Here is a 21,368-nt window from a genome sequence, read left to right as displayed (position 1 = left end):
TGTTTCTAGGGAGGAGGGAGTCGAATTATGGCGAATGATCAGCATACTGAACTAGAAACAGAATTGACACTGGATCAGGTTAAAGATCAATTGATTGAATCAGGTAAAAAAAGAGCTTCGCTGAATTACAAGGAAATTATAGAGAAACTCTCTCCTTTTGAGCAGGATGCAGAGCAAATGGATGAGTTCTATGAGCAACTGAGCGATCTGGGTATCGATGTAGTGAATGAAAACAATGAAGAGGTTACACTTCGTCCTAGTGAAGATTCCGAGAACAACACCAGAGAGGGAGAGGACGAATTCCACTTTGATGATGATCTGAGCTTGCCGCCAGGTATCAAAATCAATGACCCTGTCCGTATGTACCTCAAGGAAATTGGTCGTGTGCCACTGTTGTCCGCAGATGATGAAGTACAACTGGCTAAACGGATTGAGAACGGGGATGAAGAAGCCAAGCGTCGTCTGGCTGAAGCTAACTTACGGCTCGTTGTCAGTATCGCCAAGCGTTACGTTGGACGTGGAATGTTGTTCCTTGATTTGATTCAGGAAGGTAATATGGGTCTGATCAAAGCGGTTGAGAAGTTCGACCACAAAAAAGGATACAAGTTCAGTACGTATGCTACATGGTGGATCCGCCAAGCGATCACTCGTGCTATTGCTGACCAGGCGCGTACCATTCGTATCCCTGTGCACATGGTGGAGACGATTAATAAGCTGATCCGGGTATCCCGTCAGCTGTTGCAGGAACTTGGGCGTGAACCGACACCAGAAGAAATCGCTGCTGAGATGGATCTGAGTGTAGAGAAAGTTCGTGAAATTACGAAGATTGCACAGGAACCGGTTTCTCTGGAAACACCGATTGGTGAGGAAGATGATTCCCATCTGGGTGACTTCATTGAGGATCAGGAAGCACTTGCTCCGGCAGATGCTGCTGCGTATGAGTTGCTGAAAGAACAGCTCGAAGATGTATTGGATACATTGACTGAACGTGAAGAGAACGTGCTTCGTCTACGTTTTGGTCTGGACGATGGACGGACGAGAACGCTGGAGGAAGTCGGCAAGGTATTTGGTGTTACGCGTGAGCGTATTCGTCAGATCGAAGCCAAGGCTCTTCGTAAGTTGCGTCACCCGAGTCGTAGTAAACGACTCAAGGATTTCCTCGAATAATCGAACTATGGGAGACTTTCCGCAAGACGCTTTAGCGGCGGCGGGGTCTCCTTTATTTTTAATTTAAACGTCTTGATTTCTTGGTTTTGGAAATTCATCCTTGAAATGTTTTATTGGATTTTATTTTATCGCTTTTCCTTGTTCAATGCAAATCAATAAATTAAATGAATGGTGTAGGTGCTTCATGAAACTTTCGAATCGATTACAGCGAATACATGATCAAATTCCCGATGCCAGCCGCATGGCTGATATCGGTTCGGACCACGCGTTGCTGCCAGTAGCCGCAATCCGCAGTGGGAAAGCTGCAAGTGCAGTAGCCGGGGAAGTCAATCCTGGCCCTTATGATGCTGCATGCAAACAAGTCAGCGATGCTGGCTTGAAAGAAAAAATCACGGTGCGTCGTGGAGACGGTCTTGATGTGATCACTGCGGGTGAAGTGGATGTCATCACCATTGCAGGCATGGGTGGTGCCCTGATTGCCTCTATTTTGGACCGAGGTTTATCCAAACTGGCAGGAGTCCAGTTACTTATTTTGCAACCAAATGTGGGAGAGGATATCCTCAGACGCTGGTTACTGGAGCATCACTGGGTGGTTGTAGCAGAACAGTTGCTCGAAGAAGATGGCAAGATTTATGAGATTATAACGGCGATGCCACAATCTGTAAGCCCGATTGCTAATGTAGAGGTGTATCGTGCACGTCCGCTTCAAGGCGGGGCAGAATTAACGGAAGATTTGCTGCTACGGATGGGGCCTTATTTGGTTGATCGACCGACGGATGTATTTTTTGCCAAATGGGAAAGTGAGATCGTCAAACTGCAAGGGGTTGTTAACTCCATCTCCAAATCCGATCAGGATTCTTCCCGGGACAAGGCGGCTGAGGTAGAGCGTCTTATCGCAAACTTGAAGGAGGTTTTGGCATGTTTGCCAAAGGTCAAACTGTAATTCAACTGATGGAGCAACTCGCTCCCAAACATCTGGCTGTACCGGATGACCGAATTGGTCTCCAGCTCGGCAGTTTGCAAAAAGAAATCCGTCACGTGTTAGTAGCTTTAGATGTGACGGATGAAGTGGTGGACGAAGCGATTCGCATTGGAGCCAACCTGATTATCGCTCATCACGCCATCATTTTCCGTCCGGTTAAGTCACTGAGTACAGATACACCTATGGGTAAATTGTATGAAAAGCTGATTAAGCATGATATTGCTGTCTATATTAGTCATACAAACCTGGATGTGGCCGAGGGTGGTATGAATGACTGGATGGCCGAGGCACTTGGCATCGAGAGTAAAGAATCGCTGGAAGATGTACACACAGATCATCTGTACAAGCTGGCTGTGTTTGTGCCTCGTACCCATCATGAACAGGTTCTTCAGGCCATTCTGGAAGCCGGAGCGGGGAGTATCGGTCAATACAACAAGTGCAGCTTTAACACGGAAGGTACAGGAACGTTTGTACCTGGTGAAGGGACTCAACCGTTTATCGGTACCCAAGGGCAGATGGAACGTGTGGAAGAAATGCGGATTGAGACCATCGTACCCCAAAGTCTGAGAAGTAAGGTCGTTCAGGCGATGCTTAAGGCTCATCCGTATGAGGAAGTGGCCTATGACCTGTATGCAATGGATTTAAAGGGCCGTACGCTCGGTCTGGGACGCTTGGGACCCCTTAGGGAGCCTAAGACATTAGGTGAGCTAGTGGAGGTCGTGAAGACCCAATTCAATGTGCCTCATGTGCGGGTAGTAGGAGATCTGAACAAGCAGATCAAAAAAGCAGCGGTTCTTGGCGGCTCTGGCAGCCGTTACGCGCTCACTGCCCGCTTCAAAGGTGCGGATGTTATTGTGACTGGAGATATCGATTACCACACGGCTCATGATGCGTTAATGGCAGGTATGTGTATCATCGACCCGGGACATAATTCCGAGAAGATTATGAAACCAAAAACAGCGGATTGGCTTCGTTCCCGTTTGGAAGAAAAACGATATGATACGCAAGTTACAGCTTCAGAGGTAAATACGGAAGTATTCCAGTTTATCTAAAAAGATCGTTGATGTGCAGCTCCCAGTAATATTAAGCTTGTCTGGGAACCTAAATGCCTGTATACTATGTAATGTTGTTCGGAAAGCTTGACAGACAATCGCTGGTGGCCTTTGTTGCCACGAGAGGAAAGTCCGGGCTCCACAGGGCAGGATGCTGGATAACGTCCAGTCAGCGCGAGTTGAAGGATAGTGCCACAGAAATGGACCGCCGATGGCCGGATTTTCCGGCACAGGCAAGGATGGAACCGAGGTGTAAGAGACCCCGAGGAACGCTGGTGACTTCGTTCCTGGTAAACCCCATCTGGAGCAAGACCTAATGGGACACAGCCGCCTCTTCGGAGGAGGCAACCTTAGCCCGAGGTGTGTCTAGGTTGGTCGCTTGAGCTGTGCAGCAATGTATGGCCTAGATAGATGATTGTCGCTTCTGGTGGGAGGGTAGTTCCCGTATGAACCACGAAGAGCACAGAACCCGGCTTACGGTAAGCTTTCCTAACTGCAACAACAACACTATTGCAACACCATGTAGTCCACCTATCAGTCGAGGACAACTCGTATGAATCATCCGATGGCCTGACTGATCAGAAGGACCCATGAACATCTGAAAAAACATAACTCCTGTTGATAACAGGTTCTATAAAAATAAGGCGGCAGTTCCGAGGTTCTCGGGCCTGCCGCCTTATTTTTGTTTCTCATGTCAAGTTATTAACCTTCATACGCTAATGAAATAGTCAAACGTTTATGACAGTTCATTACAGTGTAACAACACTGTCGGATGTTAAGGAAGCATGCCAACGTTGGATGGCGCGATCCATTCTTTCCACGGCTTCCGGAAGGAGCTCAGGGTCCGTATGAGTAAAGTTGATCCGCATGCGGTTTAACTCTGGTGTACCTGCATAGAAGGAATCACCTGGCACAATGCACACTTTCTCCTGGATACCGTAAGTGAACAGATTGCTTGCAAGCATGCCTTCAGGCAATTGCAGCCACAAGAACATGCCACCTTGTGGTGAATTCCACGAGATGCCTTCCCAAGCTTTGGCTGCCATAAGAGTAGTCAGTGTTTTCATGCGTTGTTCGTAATCCTCTGAAATATGGCGGATATGCGCATCCAGATCGAAAGATTCAAGCAGTGCATGAAGCGCTCTTTGGTCAATGCTGCTGGAGTGCAAGTCGGCACCTTGTTTGGCTCGTGCTGCCATTTTGACAATATCGGGAGCAGCCAGTATCCAGCCCGTACGAAGGCCAGGCGCTACCGTTTTGGAGAATGTACTGGTGTAGATAACGTTGGAAGGGCCGTCATAGGATACTGCATCCAGTTCTGCGAGAGCAGGGACATCCAATTGCTCCGGATTAAACCGAATTTCACCATAGGGATCATCTTCCAGAATGAGTACACCATACTTGCGGCACAGATCCACAGCCTGCTGTCTTCTTTCTCGCGACCATACTTTTCCCGTAGGATTGGAGAACGTGGGATTAATATAGACAAGTTTTGGACGATGCAACTGGAGCTGTTCCTCCAGAGATTCAGGCAACATGCCGTGATCATCACAGGCTACGCCGTGAGATTCAGCCTGATAGGAATGAATGACTTGCAGAGCAGCGAGGTAGGTTGGTGATTCAACCAATACGCGGTCACCCGGGTCGAGAAGGATGCGGCAAACCAAGTCAATGGATTGCTGTGAACCTGTAGTGAGAAGCATGTGATCGGGTGAAGCGGGAATGCCCTTGGATTCAAGACGTTCGGCGATTTTGGCGCGAAGAGGACGGTAACCCTCAGTCTCCGCATATTGAAGAGCGGCTGCTCCGCTCATAAATACTTTTTCATATGCAACGCGGATGGCTTCCAGCGGGAATGAAGTCTGGGCTGGTAATCCACCGGCTAGTGAGATCATTCCAGGTGCCTGAGCGGCCTGGAGCATGTCGCGAACGACAGAGGACGGGGTGTTTTGTGCCATTTTGGACCAAGGGATACTCATGTTATTCTCATCTCCTGTTATTCACTGTTATACTGATATTATAAACTATAATAGACGGACTACACTATAACAGTAAAATGAAGATCATAACAGTTGGGGGAGCACATATGCATATTGAATTAAAGCGGGGAAGCAGTACCAAATTGTACGTGCAGATTGCGCTAACGATTGCCGATCGCATCAGATCAGGACTCATTGAACCCGGAACCAGACTTCCTTCTGTTCGTAAAATGACCGCGGATTTGGGTGTCAGCCTGGTCACTGTATCCAAAGCGTATGCTGAACTTGAAGCGATTCAATTGATCACCTGCTCCCAGGGGAAAGGTTGTTATGTGAGAGGTACATTGAACGTGGATCAGATGGAGGATGTGGACCGAACGCAGCGAAACAATGCCAACAGTGAATCCAGTACGTCATGGAATTGGCAGATGGCACTGGTGGATTATTTACCGCGAGCCCAGCTCTGGAGACATTTTGATACGTCACCTCAAGTGCGGTATGAACTTCATATGTCAGCGATTCAGCCTGAACTGTTGCCTACACGAGAGATTATCGACAGCGCCTACCGACTCTCCTCTGATCATACAGAGCGTATGGCAGCTTACGGATCTTTTCAGGGGGATCGGGAGCTTAGACAGATCTTGGCCGAACACTTTGCCGAGCGTGGACTACAGGCTGCACCTGAACGCATGTTAATTACAAGTGGTGCTCAGCAGGGGATCGATCTTGTGGCACGAACTTTTGTCGGACCTGGGAATGTTGTATACATGGAGGCACCAAGCTATACCGGAGCCATTGATGTATTTACGAGTAGAGGCGCGAAGATCATTACGGTCCCGATGGATGACGAAGGCATGCGTATTGATCTGTTGACCCGATTATGTGATACCTATCCGCCCAAGCTGATCTATACGATCCCGACCTATCACAATCCAACAGGTATCACGATGAGTGCAAGAAGACGAGCACAACTTCTTAATCTCGCGCAAAGTTACCACTGCCTCATTCTGGAGGACGATCCGTTTGCAGATCTTTATTTTCGGGACCCTCCCCCGGCTTCCATTAAATCGATGGATGGGACAGGTCATGTCGTATATATTAAAAGCTTCAGCAAGGTGTTGTCTCCCGGTTGCCGTATAGCCTGCGCCATCGCAGACGGAAGTGTATTGACCCGGCTTGTGGCCGCGAAATCTACGGCGGATCTGGGGAGTCCGCTGCTTACACAAAAGGCACTGCAATCTTTCATTCAGAATCAGTACGGTGCCTATGTATCCCTATTGAGGGATGAATTGTATTCTCGCTTGTGCGCAGCATCTGAAGTGCTGGAAGAGCATGCTACTATGGGCATGCAATGGCGCTTGCCAGAGGGAGGACTCAATCTGTGGCTCCAACTTCCGAGTAACTTGGATATGCGTGAGTTGCATCATCAGTCACTTGCTGCAGGGGTCTCTTTCCTCCCCGGTTCAGCCTGTTATGTAGGGGAGATGGATACACCAAGTCTGCGTATCTGCTTCACTGTAACAAACGTTGAGCTTTTGTGTGAGGGACTTCGTGTACTGTGCCAAGTCATTGACAGAGTAACACCTGGGCAGGGTGGGACAGTGGCGGACAGGCTACCGCTCATATAATTTTTCGGACTATGGACATACATCCAATCCACTTTCGATCTGTTGCAATAGGTTATAGTATCACCAGAAAGGGAGTTGGTTTTGAAATGAACCATTACTGTCCACCGCTTTGCCCGATTGTCTGTGACCCGATCCAGGTTGTTGAGGATTATTACATCCCACAAATCGTGCCTGTAATCCACCCGATTGAAGTGATCAAAAAACATCACTGTGTTCCGATTCATCACCACATGTATCCTGTTGTTGTCAAAGAAGAAGACCCTTGTTATGTATCCAGCCATAATCCGAAGAAAAAATCCGTGAAAAAATCAAGCAAAGCCCGCACAACTTCTCGCAAACGCTAATCGCAGCGGGTGCCCCGGGGAATTGGATATAAACCAAAAGAGCAGCGTACGCCCCGGGGCGCAGCTGCTTTTGTATTTTTTACAGATTATCCTCATTACGCTTACTGCGTATACTTTTTCATCGTATTATCCATTTGTTGTCTGACATGTTGCGGCCAGAACTGCAAAGGAGCGCTGTTGCCTGATGCGGCCTGCAGTGCCTTATAGACATCGATTTGCCCATAGCCGAAATACTTATCGTGACCCGGATCACCGAGGTCAATAACACTTTGGCGCATCAAATCCATCACTTCCGTGTTGGTCAAGTCCGGGTTCAACGAACGAATCAAACCTGCAAGTGCGGCTACATGAGGGCTGGCCATGGACGTTCCAGACAAGGCCGCATACTGATTGTTTGGATAGGTACTGGCGATACTGGACCCCGGAGCCATCACATCCACATAGTCCCCGTAGTTGGAATAGGAAGCTTTGCTCATATCCGGGTCCGTAGCAGATACGGCAAATACTTCCGGATAAGCAGCAGGGTATCCTGGACGCTCGGTATTATCGTTCCCCGTGGCTGCAATCAGGACGATATCCCGGTCAAAAGCGTATTTAATGGCATCATGAAGAAATTGCGCATCAGCATAATTGCCGAGACTCATGTTGATAACCTTGGCTCCATGATCGGCTGCCCAGATGATGCCTTCGGCAACGGCATACGTGGTACCAGAACCTGAGTTGTCGAGTACTTTAACCGGTAGTACCTTGTTATACCAACTCATGCCTGCCACGCCTTCATTATTGTTGACAATAGCTCCGATAATGCCTGCGACGTGTGTTCCATGTCCCACATCATCCATCGGTTGGCTTCCCGGCTCGACCACATTATAACCCTCAAGGAGCTTGCCCTTCAGGTCAGGATGATTCATATCAACCCCCGTGTCGACCACTGCTACGATGACATCTTTGTTTCCCTTGGTAATATTCCAACCTCTATTTGTCTCAATCGCAGGCAGGTTCCACTGATAATCGGAGAACAAAATGTCATTGGGTATCGTTACATCTGTTTGTTCAGTTACAGTATCATTGGTTAAATACATATAGTGGGGTTCCATATAAAGTGGATTCCATTTGCTTTCGAAATAACTATGCAATTGTTTGTAACTCATGTGTTCTGACCGAAAAACATACGTGTATCCCAGCTTGCGCGCAGATTGCGCTCTCAGATCGGATTTAATGATACGTATATCCCGTTCACCGGGATCTTGGCGAAAACGGATGACGATCTCATTTTCATAAAAATGACTGGCATTTGCATTATCATGTCCGGTCTTCACTGTAATTTCGTTAAGCGTATCCGGGTGAACAGACTCAATTTTGAATTTACCCTCACGCGGATAAGGGATCATGCGGAGATTTTTGCGCTGATGTTGTTCAACAGCATTTAATACGTTCTGACTGAACAAGGCAATTACAGCTCTTTTGCCATCTTTGGAGGGTTGCCCCATAACAAAGTATTTTTCTTTTCCCAAAGGAAAAGAAGAGGATTCAAAACTTTGACGTTTGTTTACCGCTTTTTTGGCAAGGTTGAGCGAATGTTGAAGCTTCTGTTGTTCCAACTTGCTTCCTTGTGTGGAGGCGTGATCAAAGGGCTTGTTAAAAGAGCCATTGGTATTCATGAGATGAATGGATCTGATATGTTCATGTGAACTTTGGAGATCATTCACATATCGGCTAACCTGCGCAGCATTCATTGTGGCGGTTTTCTTCAGCATGATACTGAGATGTTGCTTGGCATCCATACGGGTCAGAAGATCGGTTGCCTTGATATCCTGCACTTTCAGACGCTGCTTACTCGTGTGCTCTTCATGAGCAGAGTTGGACAGGGCACTTGGCTTAGGTTCGGGACGATTGGATGTTGGAAGCAAGAGCGTCAGGGCGAGTGCTCCTGCACCAGCTGCAAGGGCCCAGTTAATCCATTTCGGTCTGGACATGGTGGATGGAACCTCCTTCGTTCATTTTGGACAATCATTAACAGTGCTTCGTCGTTGTCACTGGTTATATCTATCGTTAGAAAAAGCGGATATTTTTATGCAGGCGGGTTCGAGTCTAACTGCGTATAATAGGCATGTTTAACGGCAGAAGCGGAAAGCATGATTAAGGGATACCGCTCGTCATCTTTTTATGGTAGGATTATAGCTGAGAATTCAAAGGTCAGGGGAAAACCACCGTTGGCCGACCTATATGTAAGGACTTATTTAAGGGGGAGCTACCTTTATGTCAGCAGCCAATGTACAGAAAACATGTGAGTCAACTAGGGAAAAGTTAAAACCGGCTATCGATCGGATTGAAAATTTTTTGAATGAGAATGCTTTGCCTGAACTGGATCAGAATCAGACGGAAGAATCAACAGCCTTCTACAAAGGATTTCTTTCAGATCTCCGTCATTTGCTCGTTTTTTCTGAAGTTTCTTACGAAAAACTTGGCGTTGTGCTGCGTCGTGCCAACTTTGATGTCGATTTTGCCGAAAAGGCTCTTTATAATACGTATCACCAATGCGTAAACAGCTTTTTCTATCCCAAAAATGAATGTTATTCCGAAGACGGAAGATACGCTTACACAGGACAAGATGCCATTCGTTTCCGTGACAAGCCAATCCGTGCAGTACGGGATGTCATTCTTGAGGTTTCCAAAACGTACGAAGAATTGCGCGATGATCTGGCATATTATGAAAGTGATTACCTGACTCAGCGCCGTATGCAAAATCAACGGAATCACGCCTAATTAACGTTTTAACCTGAATATGAAATTGGACGAAACCGCCCTTGTGGCGGTTTTTTTGTGTTTTTAGTGAGAATCAGACGAAGTGTGATCATGTCATCATCTGGCATTTTGACGGGGAATATCAGGTTTGTGGCGGGGAGACAATAGTAGTCGAGGTGATAAAAAATGAGCCAAGACAAACCAATTGTCAAATGCAGCGTCTCCAACTGCAACTTTTGGGGAGAGAACAACTTCTGCCACGCTGATGCCATCATGATTGACATCGACCAACATGCCACCCGTCGTCTGCATGAGGAATTTGCCGGTGAGACATTTGACTCCGATCACCATGATCATGCACGCACATCCTCTGCAACATGCTGTCACACGTTCAAACCCAAGTGAGCAGTCATCCCTATTCATAACGGAGGTGCTTCCCAATGAAAAATGACGATAATAAGTTTAATTTTCAGGATCGCCCTAAAATCAATGTTGACGGTGAAAAACAGCGTATGCGCGTCGATTATCCCAGAAAAGCACATCGGGAAGAATACGGGGCAGAGGTCGCTCCTCCGACTGTCGTAAGAACTGGAGGTACCGAACGGGCAGAGCCTGTACCTGAGAAGCATGAGGCAGACCGGGTCATGGAATCAACAGGCAAGGTTGCGGGTTATATGGGACTTGCCTTTGGGATCGCGTCTTTGTTCATGTGGTCAATCGTACTTGGACCGGCCGCAGCCGTACTGGGTTACTATGCATATGTGAATGGTCGTAAGACAGCGGGAGCCTGGTCCATTGGACTGGGTGTTGTAGCTACGCTAAGTTATTTTTTCATGATTCCATTCGCTCGTTAACGTGTAAAATGATTCATTCAAAAGCCTTCTGTTCTCACCCAAATGCGGTGAATTGCAGAAGGTTTTTTTCGTATATGCGCAGGTTATGTGGAGAGATTCATATATTTTTTTGAAAACAATGGAACCTTGCTGTAAAACGATGTAGAATAAGGTCATAATACGCTTAATTATACGGGAGTGGGTATAACTCATGCAGATTGATCCAAGCGGATCGCGACAGTTGTTGGAACTGCAATTGTCCAATGTGAATAACCAAACCAGTGGATCACAATCGGATGCTGGTTCAACAGTGGATTTCGCCAATGTGATGGACGGGCTGTTAGGTACGGGTGCCAATACGACGAGCAATACAGATTCCACCGCGACGGTCTCCAAAAGATCCAGTGATGGTCTGTTGTGGCTGCAACTCGGAAGCACGTACAATCCGGATATAAATACGGCAAGATCATCCTCTGTCTCCAATAACATCGTTGAGTCTTTATTATCTTCATCCAATACAGGAATCGTGGATTCAGGTGCATCTGTACCTACGGATTATGAATCTTTGATTGCCGAGGCAAGTGCGAAGTACGGTGTTCCTGAATCATTGATCAAGGCGGTCATTGACACAGAGTCCAATTTTAACCCAAATGTCGTGTCCTCTGCCGGTGCCAAAGGGCTCATGCAATTAATGGATGGCACGGCTGCAGGGCTGGGTGTGAGTAATTCATTTGATCCTGCCCAGAACATTGATGCGGGTACGAAGTATCTTTCCCTTCAGCTCCAGCGTTTCGGTGGAGAAGTGAAGATGGCACTTGCTGCGTATAATGCAGGACCGGGCCGTGTTTCACGTCTGGGCGTGTCGAGTGATAGCGAACTGATGAGTGTACTTAACCGTCTGCCTTCAGAAACACAGAATTATATCTCCAAGGTGGAGAAGGCACAGTCGAAATATGTGATCTAAAACTCACAGATAGACATTTGTGAAAACACATGATAGGCAGGATGAGATCAAATGTGGGAGCAGTAGCGCTTGAAACGCCTGTTCCCGGTTGGTCTTTTTGTGTTGTAGGGGTATCGTGTTACAATGCTCACTGTAGGTTCAAGAACGAAGAGATAAGGGAGGTCTAACCTCATTTGAAATATTTTGATTATGCTGCAACCACACCTCCCCATCCTGATGTGATTCGTACGATGGCCGAAATTATGGAGACACAATTTGGTAATCCGTCCTCCATCCATGGGTATGGAGAGCGTGCCGATCAGTTGCTGCGTCGTGCTCGATCCGGATGTGCTACGGCAATCGGCGTTAAGCCTGAAGAGATTGTATTTACTTCCGGTGCCACCGAGAGTAATAATCTTGCGATAAAAGGTGCGGCATTACGTTATCAGTCACGAGGCAGACACATCATCACAACAGCTACCGAGCATGCCTCGGTGTACGAAAGTTTTATGCAATTGCAGCAGTGGGGATGGGAAGTGACATTAGTTCCCGTGAATTCCGATGGAGAGGTCAACGATCAGCAGGTTGTAGACGCGATCAGGCCAGACACGGTGCTTGTAAGTCTGATGCATGTAAACAATGAAACAGGAGCCATCCATCCGATTGCAGAGATTGGCAAACAGCTCAAAAAGAAAGCACCACGCGTGCTTTTCCATGTAGATGGTGTTCAGGGTTTTGGAAAAATGGAGGCGAGGCCTGCCGCTTGGGGTGCAGATCTGTACAGTCTGTCTGCTCACAAGATTCGTGGACCGAAGGGAGCAGGTCTCCTGTATGTGCGAAGTGGAGTGGAGCTTACGCCACTATTGTCAGGAGGATCACAGGAGCAAGGCCTAAGAGCAGGCACAGAAAACGTGGCCTTGCTGGTAGGCATGGCAAAGGCCATGCGAATGGCAGCAGAGGATCAGGTTGATTTTGCCCGGCGTACAACGGTGCTCCGTGATCGATTGATGGAAACGATACGTGCCATTCCTGAATTTGAATTGAACAGTCGCACAGAGGGTGCACCTCATATTGTACACTTCTCCTATCCCGGGATGAAGGCAGAAGTGGCGCTGCACACCTTGGAGCAACTTGGCGTAACCATATCGACCCAATCTGCCTGTTCTTCGCGTTCGGCTGAACCGAGCCGTGCTCTACTTGCGATGGGCAGAGATGCAGCTTGTGCTGGTGGCGGATTGCGTATTAGTCTTGGAGATGAACATACAGAAGAAGATGTAGCCTTGCTTGAACAGGCTTTACATCAGATGGTGGCGCAGTTGCGGCCCCTCGAAAGGCGGATGTAATGGATATGAAATATGATATGCTGCTTCTCCGTTTCGGAGAGTTTATGTTAAAAGGGAAAAATCGTGCCCGATTTGAGAAAACGATCATTACACAGGTTAAAGCTTTGCTTAAACCTTACCCAGGAGCGAGCCTTCGCAAAGAATATGGCCGTGTCTATGTGGATCTTGGCGGTGAATCACATACTGAACTGATTAAGGTGCTGAAGCGGGTATTCGGTGTGATGTCGATTAGTCCGGTTAAAGTTACTCCATCCGAGCTTGATGAGATTGTGAAAACAGCAGTCGCGTTTATGGACGAAAGGGAAGACGAATTCAAGGAAGGCACCACATTTAAGGTAAATGTAAGGCGGGTATGGAAAGAGTTCCCGAACTCTTCCCATGAAATGAACCATTTGGTCGGTTCCCCGATCCTTCGAAAATTCCAGCAATTGAGTGTTGATGTTCGTGAGCCTGATATTGAGCTGCGAGTGGAAATTCGGGATCAGGGCACCTATATTTTCAACGAAACTATTCCGGCAGTAGGCGGATTTCCGCTGGGCACGAATGGAAAAGCGATGGTACTGCTATCAGGTGGAATAGACAGCCCGGTTGCAGCCTGGTCTTCCATGCGCCGTGGACTTGAAGTGGAATGTGTACATTTTTATAGTTACCCGTTCACAAGCCAGCGTGCCAAAGAGAAAGTCATCGATTTGGCGCGTGCCCTTGCTGATCATGCAGGAACAATCAAGCTACATTTGGTTCCATTTACAGAGATCCAAACGGCATTTACCCAGCTGGGTCAGGACAATCTGATTATTACGCTGATGAGACGTTCAATGCTGCGAATTGCATCCAAACTTGCCGAGCGTGAGCGGGCACTAGCACTGATCACCGGGGATAGCCTGGGTCAAGTAGCGAGTCAGACTCTTCCGAGTATGAATGTCATTGGTCGTGCGACGGACCTGCCGCTTCTGCGGCCACTGGTTATGATGGACAAACAGGAGATCATTACCCTGTCCAAACAGATCGGAACGTATGACATTTCTATTTTGCCATATGAGGATTGCTGTACTCTCTTTGTGCCAAAGTCACCTTCAACCAATCCAAATCTTCGAATTGTGGATAAAATAGAATCAACAATGAGCCATCTGTCAGAATGGGTGGATCAGGCGGTGGAACAAACTGAAACGATCACACTGCATGCCGGTGAAACTTCTGTGGTAACGAATCAGACAGAAGACAATGGCATGAAGGATGACTGGTTCTAAACTCAATAAAAATTAGCATGGCTGACATAATAAGGGCTATGTTAACTGCAAAAAAGGACTGTTCGATGAAATATCGTTCAGTCCTTTGCTGTATTCAGATGAAATTGTTAGTTTAATTAGCCTACGAATAAGATCGCTGCTGTTCCCCACCAGATCCCTTGTGGCTGGAACTGCTGGAGCGTTTGCGATAACCTGCAAAGACTACACCTGCAATAACCACAACGATAAAGAGAATGCGCAATGCCGGATGTTCCGTAAAGTAAGGCAAGAGTCGCTGTTCCTCAGTGATCATATTGGAAGCCGTATACCCCAGAACAATGGCTCCGACATAGATAATCCAAGGAAAGTGATTAATTAGCTTGATAAACAGGGTACTGCCCCAGACGATAATAGGTACACTAATCAGGAGTCCAAGGATTACAAGCACGAGATGCTGCTGCGCTGCTCCAGCAACTGCAATCACGTTATCTAATCCCATGGCTGCATCCGCGATCACGATGGTACGAATAGCAGTCCACAAGGAAGTTCCCGCCTGGACATCATTGTGTTCATCTCCCTGATCCGCCAATAATTTATAGGCAATCCAGATCAGAAGTATGCCTCCCACAAGCAAGAGCCACGGAACTTTAAGCAACCATAAAACAACAACTGTTGCTAAAATTCGAATCAAAAGTGCGCCGCCAGTTCCATATAGAATCGCCTTTTTCTGCACGGAAGGGTGCAAGTTTCGAGCTGCGAGACCAATGACGATGGCATTATCCCCAGCCAGAATTAGATCAATAAAGACAACGTTCAGCAAAGCCAGCCAGAATGTGGGACTAAATAGCTCCATGATATATGTCACTCCTTATATACGGTTCAATCATTAAGAATAGCATGGACAACTCCGACATACAAGTTAATGTGGGGGGATGAGGACATGGATACACTATGGCTGTTAACTGAAATTTTAATGATCAATCTGGTATTAAGTGGAGATAATGCGGTTGTTATTGCGCTTGCCAGCAAGGATCTGCCACCAATACAACGCAAAAAAGCGGTATGGTGGGGAGCTTTTGGCGCGGTGCTGCTGCGTTGTGTGTTAACCTTTGTAGCGGTATTATTGCTGGGAATTCCCTTTATCCAAGCGGCAGGTGGGCTGTTGCTACTCTGGATTGCAGTAAAGCTGCTGCTTCAAAATGAGGATGAAGTACATATTCGAGAAGCTTCTACGACCTGGAAAGCCATTCAAACCATTCTGATTGCCGATTTTGTAATGAGTTTGGATAATGTTTTGGCCATAGCGGCTTTGGCAGATGGAGATTTGGCTCTGATCGTCATTGGTATTGCAATCAGTATCCCCATCGTCGTATGGGGGAGCGGCTTAATTGTTGGTTTGTTGAAGCGATTTCCGATTCTTGTATTCGTCGGATCAGGCATCCTGGCCTTCACAGCAGGTGAGATGGTGATGAAAGACCCCAAGTTAGGAGAATGGCTGGGAGGTATGGCATCAGAGGTGCATATGTTATTACCGATTTTTATGTCTTGTTTTGTTGTTATGTTGGGATTTTTTGAGAAATTTGTGAGGATAAAATGAAGTGTTGATTTAGTTGGTTATAAATCGTTTAAAATACTTTTTTGTGAAAAAATATAGAATAATATACATTTTTGTGGTATTATCTGGATGTGATTAAATTATAATTTGGAAGGTGAGATCAATGAAAAAAATATCAATTATCCTGTCTGCTTCTATTTTATCACTCTCTATGGTGACACCTGCATTAGCATCCAATGCTTCTACACTTAATGTAATTCAGGCGTCTCAAAGTGTATCATCAATTAAGGATCCAATAACTATTCAAAATCATTCTAAAAACGTTAAAATTGTGAAATATTATCCAACATCTGAATATGTTGAATCCATGATTCCATTATCAATAAGTTACAGTGCAGAGGTTCAAGATGGATATTATGGAATTCTTAAATTGTCATCAAGCCCCAAGATTGTAGGAAGTAACTGGACGGTAGTATATTCCGGAACTGTTCAGGAGCTAGATTGATCATCACCTATATTTACAAGGTAGTTCGTTAATAGTAAAATGAAATTAGAATCTCATCTTATTAAGATGGGGTTCTAATTTTTTATTAAGAAAAATAGAGTTATCATTCTTAACATATTTAAATCAAAATGCAGTTTTTGGTGAAAATGGATAAACTAGACGCAGGTCAATGAAAGTGTCATCATGAAACGCTAGTTGATTAAAATTTACATCATACATAGCCAGCCATGGTATAAGAGGTGATTGAGGATGAGAAATGAAAAAGCGATTGGACTATTTATTGTAGCTGCGGGAATTATTATTCTGCTTGGCAAGTTTGGCGTGTTTGGATTTATTGGTCGTAATTTCTGGCCTTTGCTGATCCTGCTGCCAGGCATCGCCCTTCATGCGTTATATTATGCGCGTATTTCACCATCGTGGTCACTCGTTCCTGCCGGCATACTAACGGTGTATGGTGTGTTATTCAGTATAACGAATACATGGGGCGCTGGACTTATGAGCAGGCTGTGGCCAGCATTCTTGCTAGGGATCGCCATAGGGTTACTCGAATATGGAATGGCTGAACGACGAAGACCGGAATATGTGTTACCTGTGGCTTTGATCCTTGGTGCGGTGTCGATCATATTATTCGGATTTACCTTGCTGCAAACGGGAATAATCTATGTACTTGCTGTCCTTTTGATCTTGGGCGGAGTCTGGTTATTACTTGGACGAGGACGTCAAGGGAGAGGCTGGTAACATTCCCAGTGGTCTTTTCGTGCGAAATATCTTGATTTTTACCTATAATAAACTATAATATAAGGGATATAGACATGCGTCGGGATATCACCGACGCTTATTTTGTGAGTAACCTGCGAAATTGCGGGAAGTTTAAGTAGATATGATTTGAAATTGGAAAGGATATGGATACAAAACATGCATTCAAGAGAACACATTCGCAATATTGCGATTATTGCCCACGTCGACCACGGAAAAACAACACTCGTTGACAAGTTGCTCCAGCAATCCGGTACTTACCGAGATCACGAAACGGTACAGGAGCGCGTAATGGACTCCAACGATTTGGAGCGTGAACGCGGTATTACGATTTTGGCCAAAAACACGGCTATAACTTATAAAGATTACCTGATTAATATTGTGGATACACCAGGACACGCCGACTTCGGTGGTGAAGTTGAACGTATCATGAAAATGGTTGACGGTGTATTGCTCGTTGTTGATGCTTATGAAGGCTGTATGCCACAAACGAAGTTTGTACTTCGTAAAGCACTTGAGCATAACCTGACACCAATCGTTGTTGTAAACAAAATTGACCGTCCAGCGGCTCGTCCGACTGAGGTTATTGATGAAGTATTGGACCTGTTCATTGAACTGGGTGCCAACGATCAACAACTCGAATTCCCTGTTGTATATGCTTCCGCATTGAACGGAACATCCAGCATGGATAATGATCCTGCCAAACAAGATGACAACATGATGGCGATCTACAATACCATCGTTAGTCATATCCCACATCCTACCGAAAATGTTGAAGAACCGCTTCAATTCCTCGTTACTTTGATGGACTACAATGAATACCTTGGCCGTATTGCCATTGGTCGTGTTAACCGCGGTGTGATCCGTCAAGGACAATCGGTAACGGTTATTATGCGTGATGGTAAGAGCAAAACTGCACGTATCGAGAAACTGTTCGGTTTCCAGGGTCTCAAACGTATTGAGACGGAAGAAGCAGGAGCAGGCGACATCGTTGCCATTGCAGGGATCAAGGACATCAACATTGGTGAAACCATTGCCGACCCTAACAACCCGGAAGCTTTGCCAGTTTTGAAAATTGATGAGCCAACACTGCAAATGACGTTCCTCGTGAACAACAGTCCATTCGCAGGTCGTGAAGGTAAATGGGTAACTTCCCGTAAACTTCGTGAGCGTTTGTTCAAAGAGTTGGAAACAGACGTTTCCCTTCGTGTTGACGAAACGGATAGCCCGGATGCATTTATCGTTTCCGGACGTGGTGAGCTTCACTTGGGTATCCTGATTGAAAACATGCGTCGTGAAGGATATGAGCTTCAAGTATCCAAACCAGAAGTTATCGTAAGAGAAGTTGACGGTAAGAAAATGGAACCTGTTGAGCGCTTGTTGATTGATATCCCTGAAGAGAGCATGGGTTCCGTAATGGAGAGCCTGGGCGCACGTAAAGCAGAGATGGTTAACATGGTTAACACAGGTAGTGGTCAAGTTCGTCTGGAGTTCCTGATTCCAGCACGCGGTTTGATCGGATATAGCACAAACTTCCTGACATTGACTCGTGGTTACGGTGTAATGAACCATGCATTTGACAGCTACGCTCCAGTAGTATCCGGTCAAGTGGGTGGACGTCACCAAGGCGTGTTGATCTCAACTGAAACGGGTACATCCACGTTCTATGGCATGATGGGCGTTGAAGATCGCGGTACGCTCTTCTTGGAGCCGGGTACTGAAATCTACGAAGGTATGATTGTTGGTGAACATACACGTGACAATGATATCGTTGTTAACATCTGCAAAGAAAAACAACTGACTAACGTTCGTTCTTCCGGTAAAGATGATACGGTTAAAATTAAAACTCCGATTATCTTCTCATTGGAACAGGCGCTTGAATATCTGAATGAAGATGAATATTGTGAGATTACACCAAAATCTATTCGTCTTCGTAAAAAGATCCTGAACAAATCCGAGCGTGAGCGTGCAGAAAAACAACGCAAAATGGCTTCTAAAGCCTAATAACAACAAAATAAGCTATATAAGTTAGCATTTGATGGAATACAGAAGTCAACGATGTTATGCACAGTGGAAGTAGTGAAGGGATCGGAATCGATTCTGTAGAAGCGAAGCGTTCGCCTTTATCCCCGGATTTTACCATTGAAAAATGGATCAAAAAAATCTGGGGATAACAGCGATCAAAAGAACGATCCGATACCGGAACGGTCACTTCCGATGTGTGTTTTACTCAGAGTTATCGAAAGGGTTTCACAATAGTTAACTTATACTCTAGCATGAACACGAAAGGAGCTGGCTGTGCATGCAAGCATGGTTCGCATCACACCCGATCGTAGCCTACATCGTCATCTTTGTATTGATTACTTACGTATATAACAAGGTGTTTCGGGTACGTCAGAAATTGCCACTTGGTAAGGAAATCGTTCTCTATATTTTGATGGCGATGGGCACATTCATGCTTCTTATTTTTCAAATCGACAAGCTTCCCATCATTCAATGTTTGCTGGTGGCAGTTGGTTTGATGTTATTAGTGAGAGTGCGTTATTTTATTGAAGGTCGTCAAAAGAAAAAAGCGGAAGCTGCCGCTCGAAACTCATAAATCCTGTCTTGGTACAGACCATCCGTTTTCCTTAGGGAAAGCGGTTGTCTTTTATTTAGACAAAAACAGATGTGATAAAGGTGTTGAAGATATGAACTCAAATTCGAACGGACTGCCTCCACGGAGACAGGCACCAACGCAATCCGGTGCTTCTGGATCGAAGAATGGCAAGGGCAAGCAGCCTAAGAAGAAAAAGAGAATGAATGCTTTTGGCAGAATCCTTTTAAGTCTATTGGTTATTGCCATTGTGGTAGGCGGTGGATATGCGTACTGGGTATACAATCAAGTCGTGGATACAGGCATCGATAAACCGGTACCTCCCGGGATGTCAGCCACAACCAAACCGATCACGATGCTGTTATTAGGCACAGATAACCGTCCTGAAACTGGCACATATCTCTCGGATGTTGTTATGGTGGCTTCGTTGAATCCGAAGACCAAGACGGCAACCATTGTATCTTTGCCTCGAGACACGCGTATTCAATTGGATGGGTACAAATCCAACAAGCTGAATTCCTATTATCCAAGATTCAAAGCACAGGAAAAAACCACTGGCAAAAATGCAGAGGATCAGATGAAAGAAATGATGGGCAAGTATTTGGATGTAGATATTAATTATACAACCGTCCTGAATTTCCAGGCATTCCGTGATGCTGTCAATGCCGTGGGTGGCGTGGATGTGACTGTGGATAAAAATATGTGTTATAGAGATACAGCCGATGGTACAGATATCAATCTGGTCGCAGGCGCACAACATCTCGATGGTAAAGCAGCACTAGATTTTGTTCGTTACCGCAAATCCAATTGTAATCCAAAGACTGATGAATCCAACGACTTTGATCGTAATAAACGTCAAAACCAAGTGCTGAACTCCATGCTGGATCAGATGAAATCTCTTGGGGGCATTACAAAGATCAGCAAAGTGATTGGTGCAGTTGACAAGAATATGACGACAGATGTGGAATCGGAACAAATGAAAAACTTTATCTCGACGTATTGGAACATTTCCACTTCGGATGTGCATTATACTCCGGTTACCGGAGAGTGGAGAAGTCCATATGTGTATATTAATGAGACGGAACTCGCCAATGCCAAGCAGGCATTACAAGATACACTTTCAGGTAAAGTAACGGCTTCACCTTCAGGTGAATAACCATCATTCTTTTGGGATTGGAAGCACGTTAATCGGTATGCTATAATAACATAAACCAAGTACAAGAATTGCATAAAGAAGGTTAGGGGGCTGGTTGAATGTCCGAAGCCGTCACACAATTAACTGAATCTCTTTTACAGCAATTCAAGAATGAGACCTTTGTGCTTCTGAGCACAGTGGATGTAGAATCCGGAGGTCCGACTTCAACAGCCATCTCCTGGATTTATGCGGAGAATGCTTCTACTTTTCGTGTAGCGATCGATCATCGTTCACGTTTAGTGAATAACATGATTACTAATCAGCTCATTACGGTAACTGTCTTTGGAGAAGAGACGGTGTACGCAGTGAACGGACGTGCTGCGGTACGACAAGATCCGCTGCTGGACGTTCCATTTAATATGTGCTGTTTCGACATTACAATTGAAGCGGTGAGGAATGCTCTGTTTTACGGCGCTCAATTGTCCTCTGTGCCTCAATATGTCAAAATATATGATCAGCGTGCTGCTGAGAAATTAGATGAGCAGGTTTTTGCTGCCATGAAAAAAGCCTAGTGAGAGA

Annotated in this window: 21 protein-coding genes and 1 other RNA gene; 19 read left to right on the top strand and 3 right to left on the bottom strand. The window is 45.9% G+C overall.

The window, feature by feature from the left end; genetic code table 11:
* The first annotated feature begins 27 nt into the window (after positions 1-27).
* From rpoD to rnpB, 4 genes are all read left to right on the top strand, one after another.
* Positions 28-1,167, top strand: a complete 1,140-nt coding sequence (rpoD, locus tag BS614_RS24690) for an RNA polymerase sigma factor RpoD (protein WP_017687256.1) — start codon at positions 28-30, stop codon at positions 1,165-1,167.
* Between the two features lie 184 nt (positions 1,168-1,351).
* Positions 1,352-2,110 (top strand): tRNA (adenine(22)-N(1))-methyltransferase, encoded by a 759-nt coding sequence (locus BS614_RS24685; protein WP_074095873.1) that lies wholly within the window; start codon positions 1,352-1,354, stop codon positions 2,108-2,110.
* Positions 2,086-3,201 (top strand): Nif3-like dinuclear metal center hexameric protein, encoded by a 1,116-nt coding sequence (locus BS614_RS24680; RefSeq protein ID WP_074095872.1) that lies wholly within the window; start codon positions 2,086-2,088, stop codon positions 3,199-3,201. The genes BS614_RS24685 and BS614_RS24680 overlap by 25 nt, the downstream gene beginning before the upstream one ends.
* An 82-nt stretch (positions 3,202-3,283) precedes the next feature.
* Positions 3,284-3,693: RNase P RNA component class A (gene rnpB / locus BS614_RS24675), an RNA gene on the top strand.
* Positions 3,694-3,950: 257 nt separating this feature from the next.
* Here rnpB and BS614_RS24670 read toward each other — a convergent pair.
* Complete coding sequence (locus BS614_RS24670) at positions 3,951-5,180, bottom strand: aminotransferase-like domain-containing protein (protein WP_036615022.1); 1,230 nt, start codon at positions 5,178-5,180, stop codon at positions 3,951-3,953.
* Positions 5,181-5,287: 107 nt separating this feature from the next.
* On the opposite strand from BS614_RS24670, the gene pdxR reads away from it, so the two are divergent.
* The gene (pdxR, locus tag BS614_RS24665) at positions 5,288-6,808 is read left to right on the top strand and encodes a MocR-like pyridoxine biosynthesis transcription factor PdxR (protein WP_074095871.1); all 1,521 of its coding nucleotides are present in this window, start codon (positions 5,288-5,290) and stop codon (positions 6,806-6,808) included.
* A gap of 86 nt (positions 6,809-6,894) precedes the next feature.
* Positions 6,895-7,152 carry a hypothetical protein gene (locus BS614_RS24660; RefSeq protein ID WP_036615016.1) on the top strand — a complete coding sequence of 86 codons (258 nt, stop codon included), beginning with the start codon at positions 6,895-6,897 and terminating at the stop codon, positions 7,150-7,152.
* A 101-nt stretch (positions 7,153-7,253) separates the two neighbouring features.
* Here BS614_RS24660 and BS614_RS24655 read toward each other — a convergent pair whose 3' ends face one another.
* Positions 7,254-9,128, bottom strand: coding sequence for a S8 family peptidase (locus tag BS614_RS24655; RefSeq protein ID WP_074095870.1), 1,875 nt, complete (start codon positions 9,126-9,128; stop codon positions 7,254-7,256).
* A gap of 283 nt (positions 9,129-9,411) precedes the next feature.
* On the opposite strand from BS614_RS24655, the gene BS614_RS24650 reads away from it, so the two are divergent.
* The 6 genes from BS614_RS24650 (at position 9,412) to thiI (ending at position 14,263) form a co-directional block, all read left to right on the top strand.
* Positions 9,412-9,918, top strand: a complete 507-nt coding sequence (locus BS614_RS24650; protein ID WP_017687263.1) for a YpuI family protein — start codon at positions 9,412-9,414, stop codon at positions 9,916-9,918.
* 165 nt (positions 9,919-10,083) lie between these two features.
* A complete protein-coding gene (locus BS614_RS24645; protein ID WP_074095869.1) occupies positions 10,084-10,302 on the top strand; it encodes a DUF1540 domain-containing protein in 219 nt (72 codons plus the stop codon).
* A gap of 35 nt (positions 10,303-10,337) precedes the next feature.
* Positions 10,338-10,751, top strand: coding sequence for a hypothetical protein (locus BS614_RS24640; RefSeq protein ID WP_036615008.1), 414 nt, complete (start codon positions 10,338-10,340; stop codon positions 10,749-10,751).
* Positions 10,752-10,941: 190 nt separating this feature from the next.
* Positions 10,942-11,694, top strand: coding sequence for a lytic transglycosylase domain-containing protein (locus BS614_RS24635; protein WP_074095868.1), 753 nt, complete (start codon positions 10,942-10,944; stop codon positions 11,692-11,694).
* 173 nt (positions 11,695-11,867) lie between these two features.
* Positions 11,868-13,016, top strand: coding sequence for a cysteine desulfurase family protein (locus BS614_RS24630; RefSeq protein ID WP_074095867.1), 1,149 nt, complete (start codon positions 11,868-11,870; stop codon positions 13,014-13,016).
* 5 nt (positions 13,017-13,021) lie between these two features.
* On the top strand, positions 13,022-14,263 hold the full coding sequence (gene thiI / locus BS614_RS24625) for a tRNA uracil 4-sulfurtransferase ThiI (protein ID WP_074096978.1): 1,242 nt from the start codon (positions 13,022-13,024) through the stop codon (positions 14,261-14,263).
* 121 nt (positions 14,264-14,384) lie between these two features.
* On the opposite strand, the gene BS614_RS24620 is transcribed toward thiI, so the two are convergent.
* The gene (locus BS614_RS24620) at positions 14,385-15,095 is read right to left on the bottom strand and encodes a TerC family protein (protein ID WP_047843768.1); all 711 of its coding nucleotides are present in this window, start codon (positions 15,093-15,095) and stop codon (positions 14,385-14,387) included.
* An 87-nt stretch (positions 15,096-15,182) separates the two neighbouring features.
* On the opposite strand from BS614_RS24620, the gene BS614_RS24615 reads away from it, so the two are divergent.
* The 7 genes from BS614_RS24615 (at position 15,183) to BS614_RS24585 (ending at position 21,361) form a co-directional block, all read left to right on the top strand.
* Complete coding sequence (locus tag BS614_RS24615; protein WP_074095866.1) at positions 15,183-15,839, top strand: TerC family protein; 657 nt, start codon at positions 15,183-15,185, stop codon at positions 15,837-15,839.
* Between the two features lie 121 nt (positions 15,840-15,960).
* The gene (locus tag BS614_RS24610) at positions 15,961-16,302 is read left to right on the top strand and encodes a hypothetical protein (RefSeq protein ID WP_017687271.1); all 342 of its coding nucleotides are present in this window, start codon (positions 15,961-15,963) and stop codon (positions 16,300-16,302) included.
* A 243-nt stretch (positions 16,303-16,545) separates the two neighbouring features.
* Positions 16,546-17,040 carry a hypothetical protein gene (locus BS614_RS24605; RefSeq protein WP_100527044.1) on the top strand — a complete coding sequence of 165 codons (495 nt, stop codon included), beginning with the start codon at positions 16,546-16,548 and terminating at the stop codon, positions 17,038-17,040.
* A gap of 177 nt (positions 17,041-17,217) precedes the next feature.
* Positions 17,218-19,062: a translational GTPase TypA gene (gene typA / locus BS614_RS24600; protein ID WP_036674819.1), complete on the top strand. Its 1,845-nt coding sequence runs from the start codon at positions 17,218-17,220 to the stop codon at positions 19,060-19,062.
* A gap of 298 nt (positions 19,063-19,360) precedes the next feature.
* The gene (locus tag BS614_RS24595; protein WP_036614990.1) at positions 19,361-19,657 is read left to right on the top strand and encodes a YlaH-like family protein; all 297 of its coding nucleotides are present in this window, start codon (positions 19,361-19,363) and stop codon (positions 19,655-19,657) included.
* A 91-nt stretch (positions 19,658-19,748) separates the two neighbouring features.
* A complete protein-coding gene (locus BS614_RS24590) occupies positions 19,749-20,810 on the top strand; it encodes an LCP family protein (RefSeq protein ID WP_074095864.1) in 1,062 nt (353 codons plus the stop codon).
* Between the two features lie 98 nt (positions 20,811-20,908).
* Positions 20,909-21,361 carry a pyridoxamine 5'-phosphate oxidase family protein gene (locus BS614_RS24585; RefSeq protein WP_074095863.1) on the top strand — a complete coding sequence of 151 codons (453 nt, stop codon included), beginning with the start codon at positions 20,909-20,911 and terminating at the stop codon, positions 21,359-21,361.
* Positions 21,362-21,368: the final 7 nt, after the last annotated feature.

This window comes from Paenibacillus xylanexedens, assembly GCF_001908275.1.
Classification (GTDB): Bacteria; Bacillota; Bacilli; order Paenibacillales; family Paenibacillaceae; genus Paenibacillus; species Paenibacillus xylanexedens_A.
Note: the sequence above shows the minus strand (reverse complement) of the source record. Positions and strands in the feature narration are given on the sequence as shown.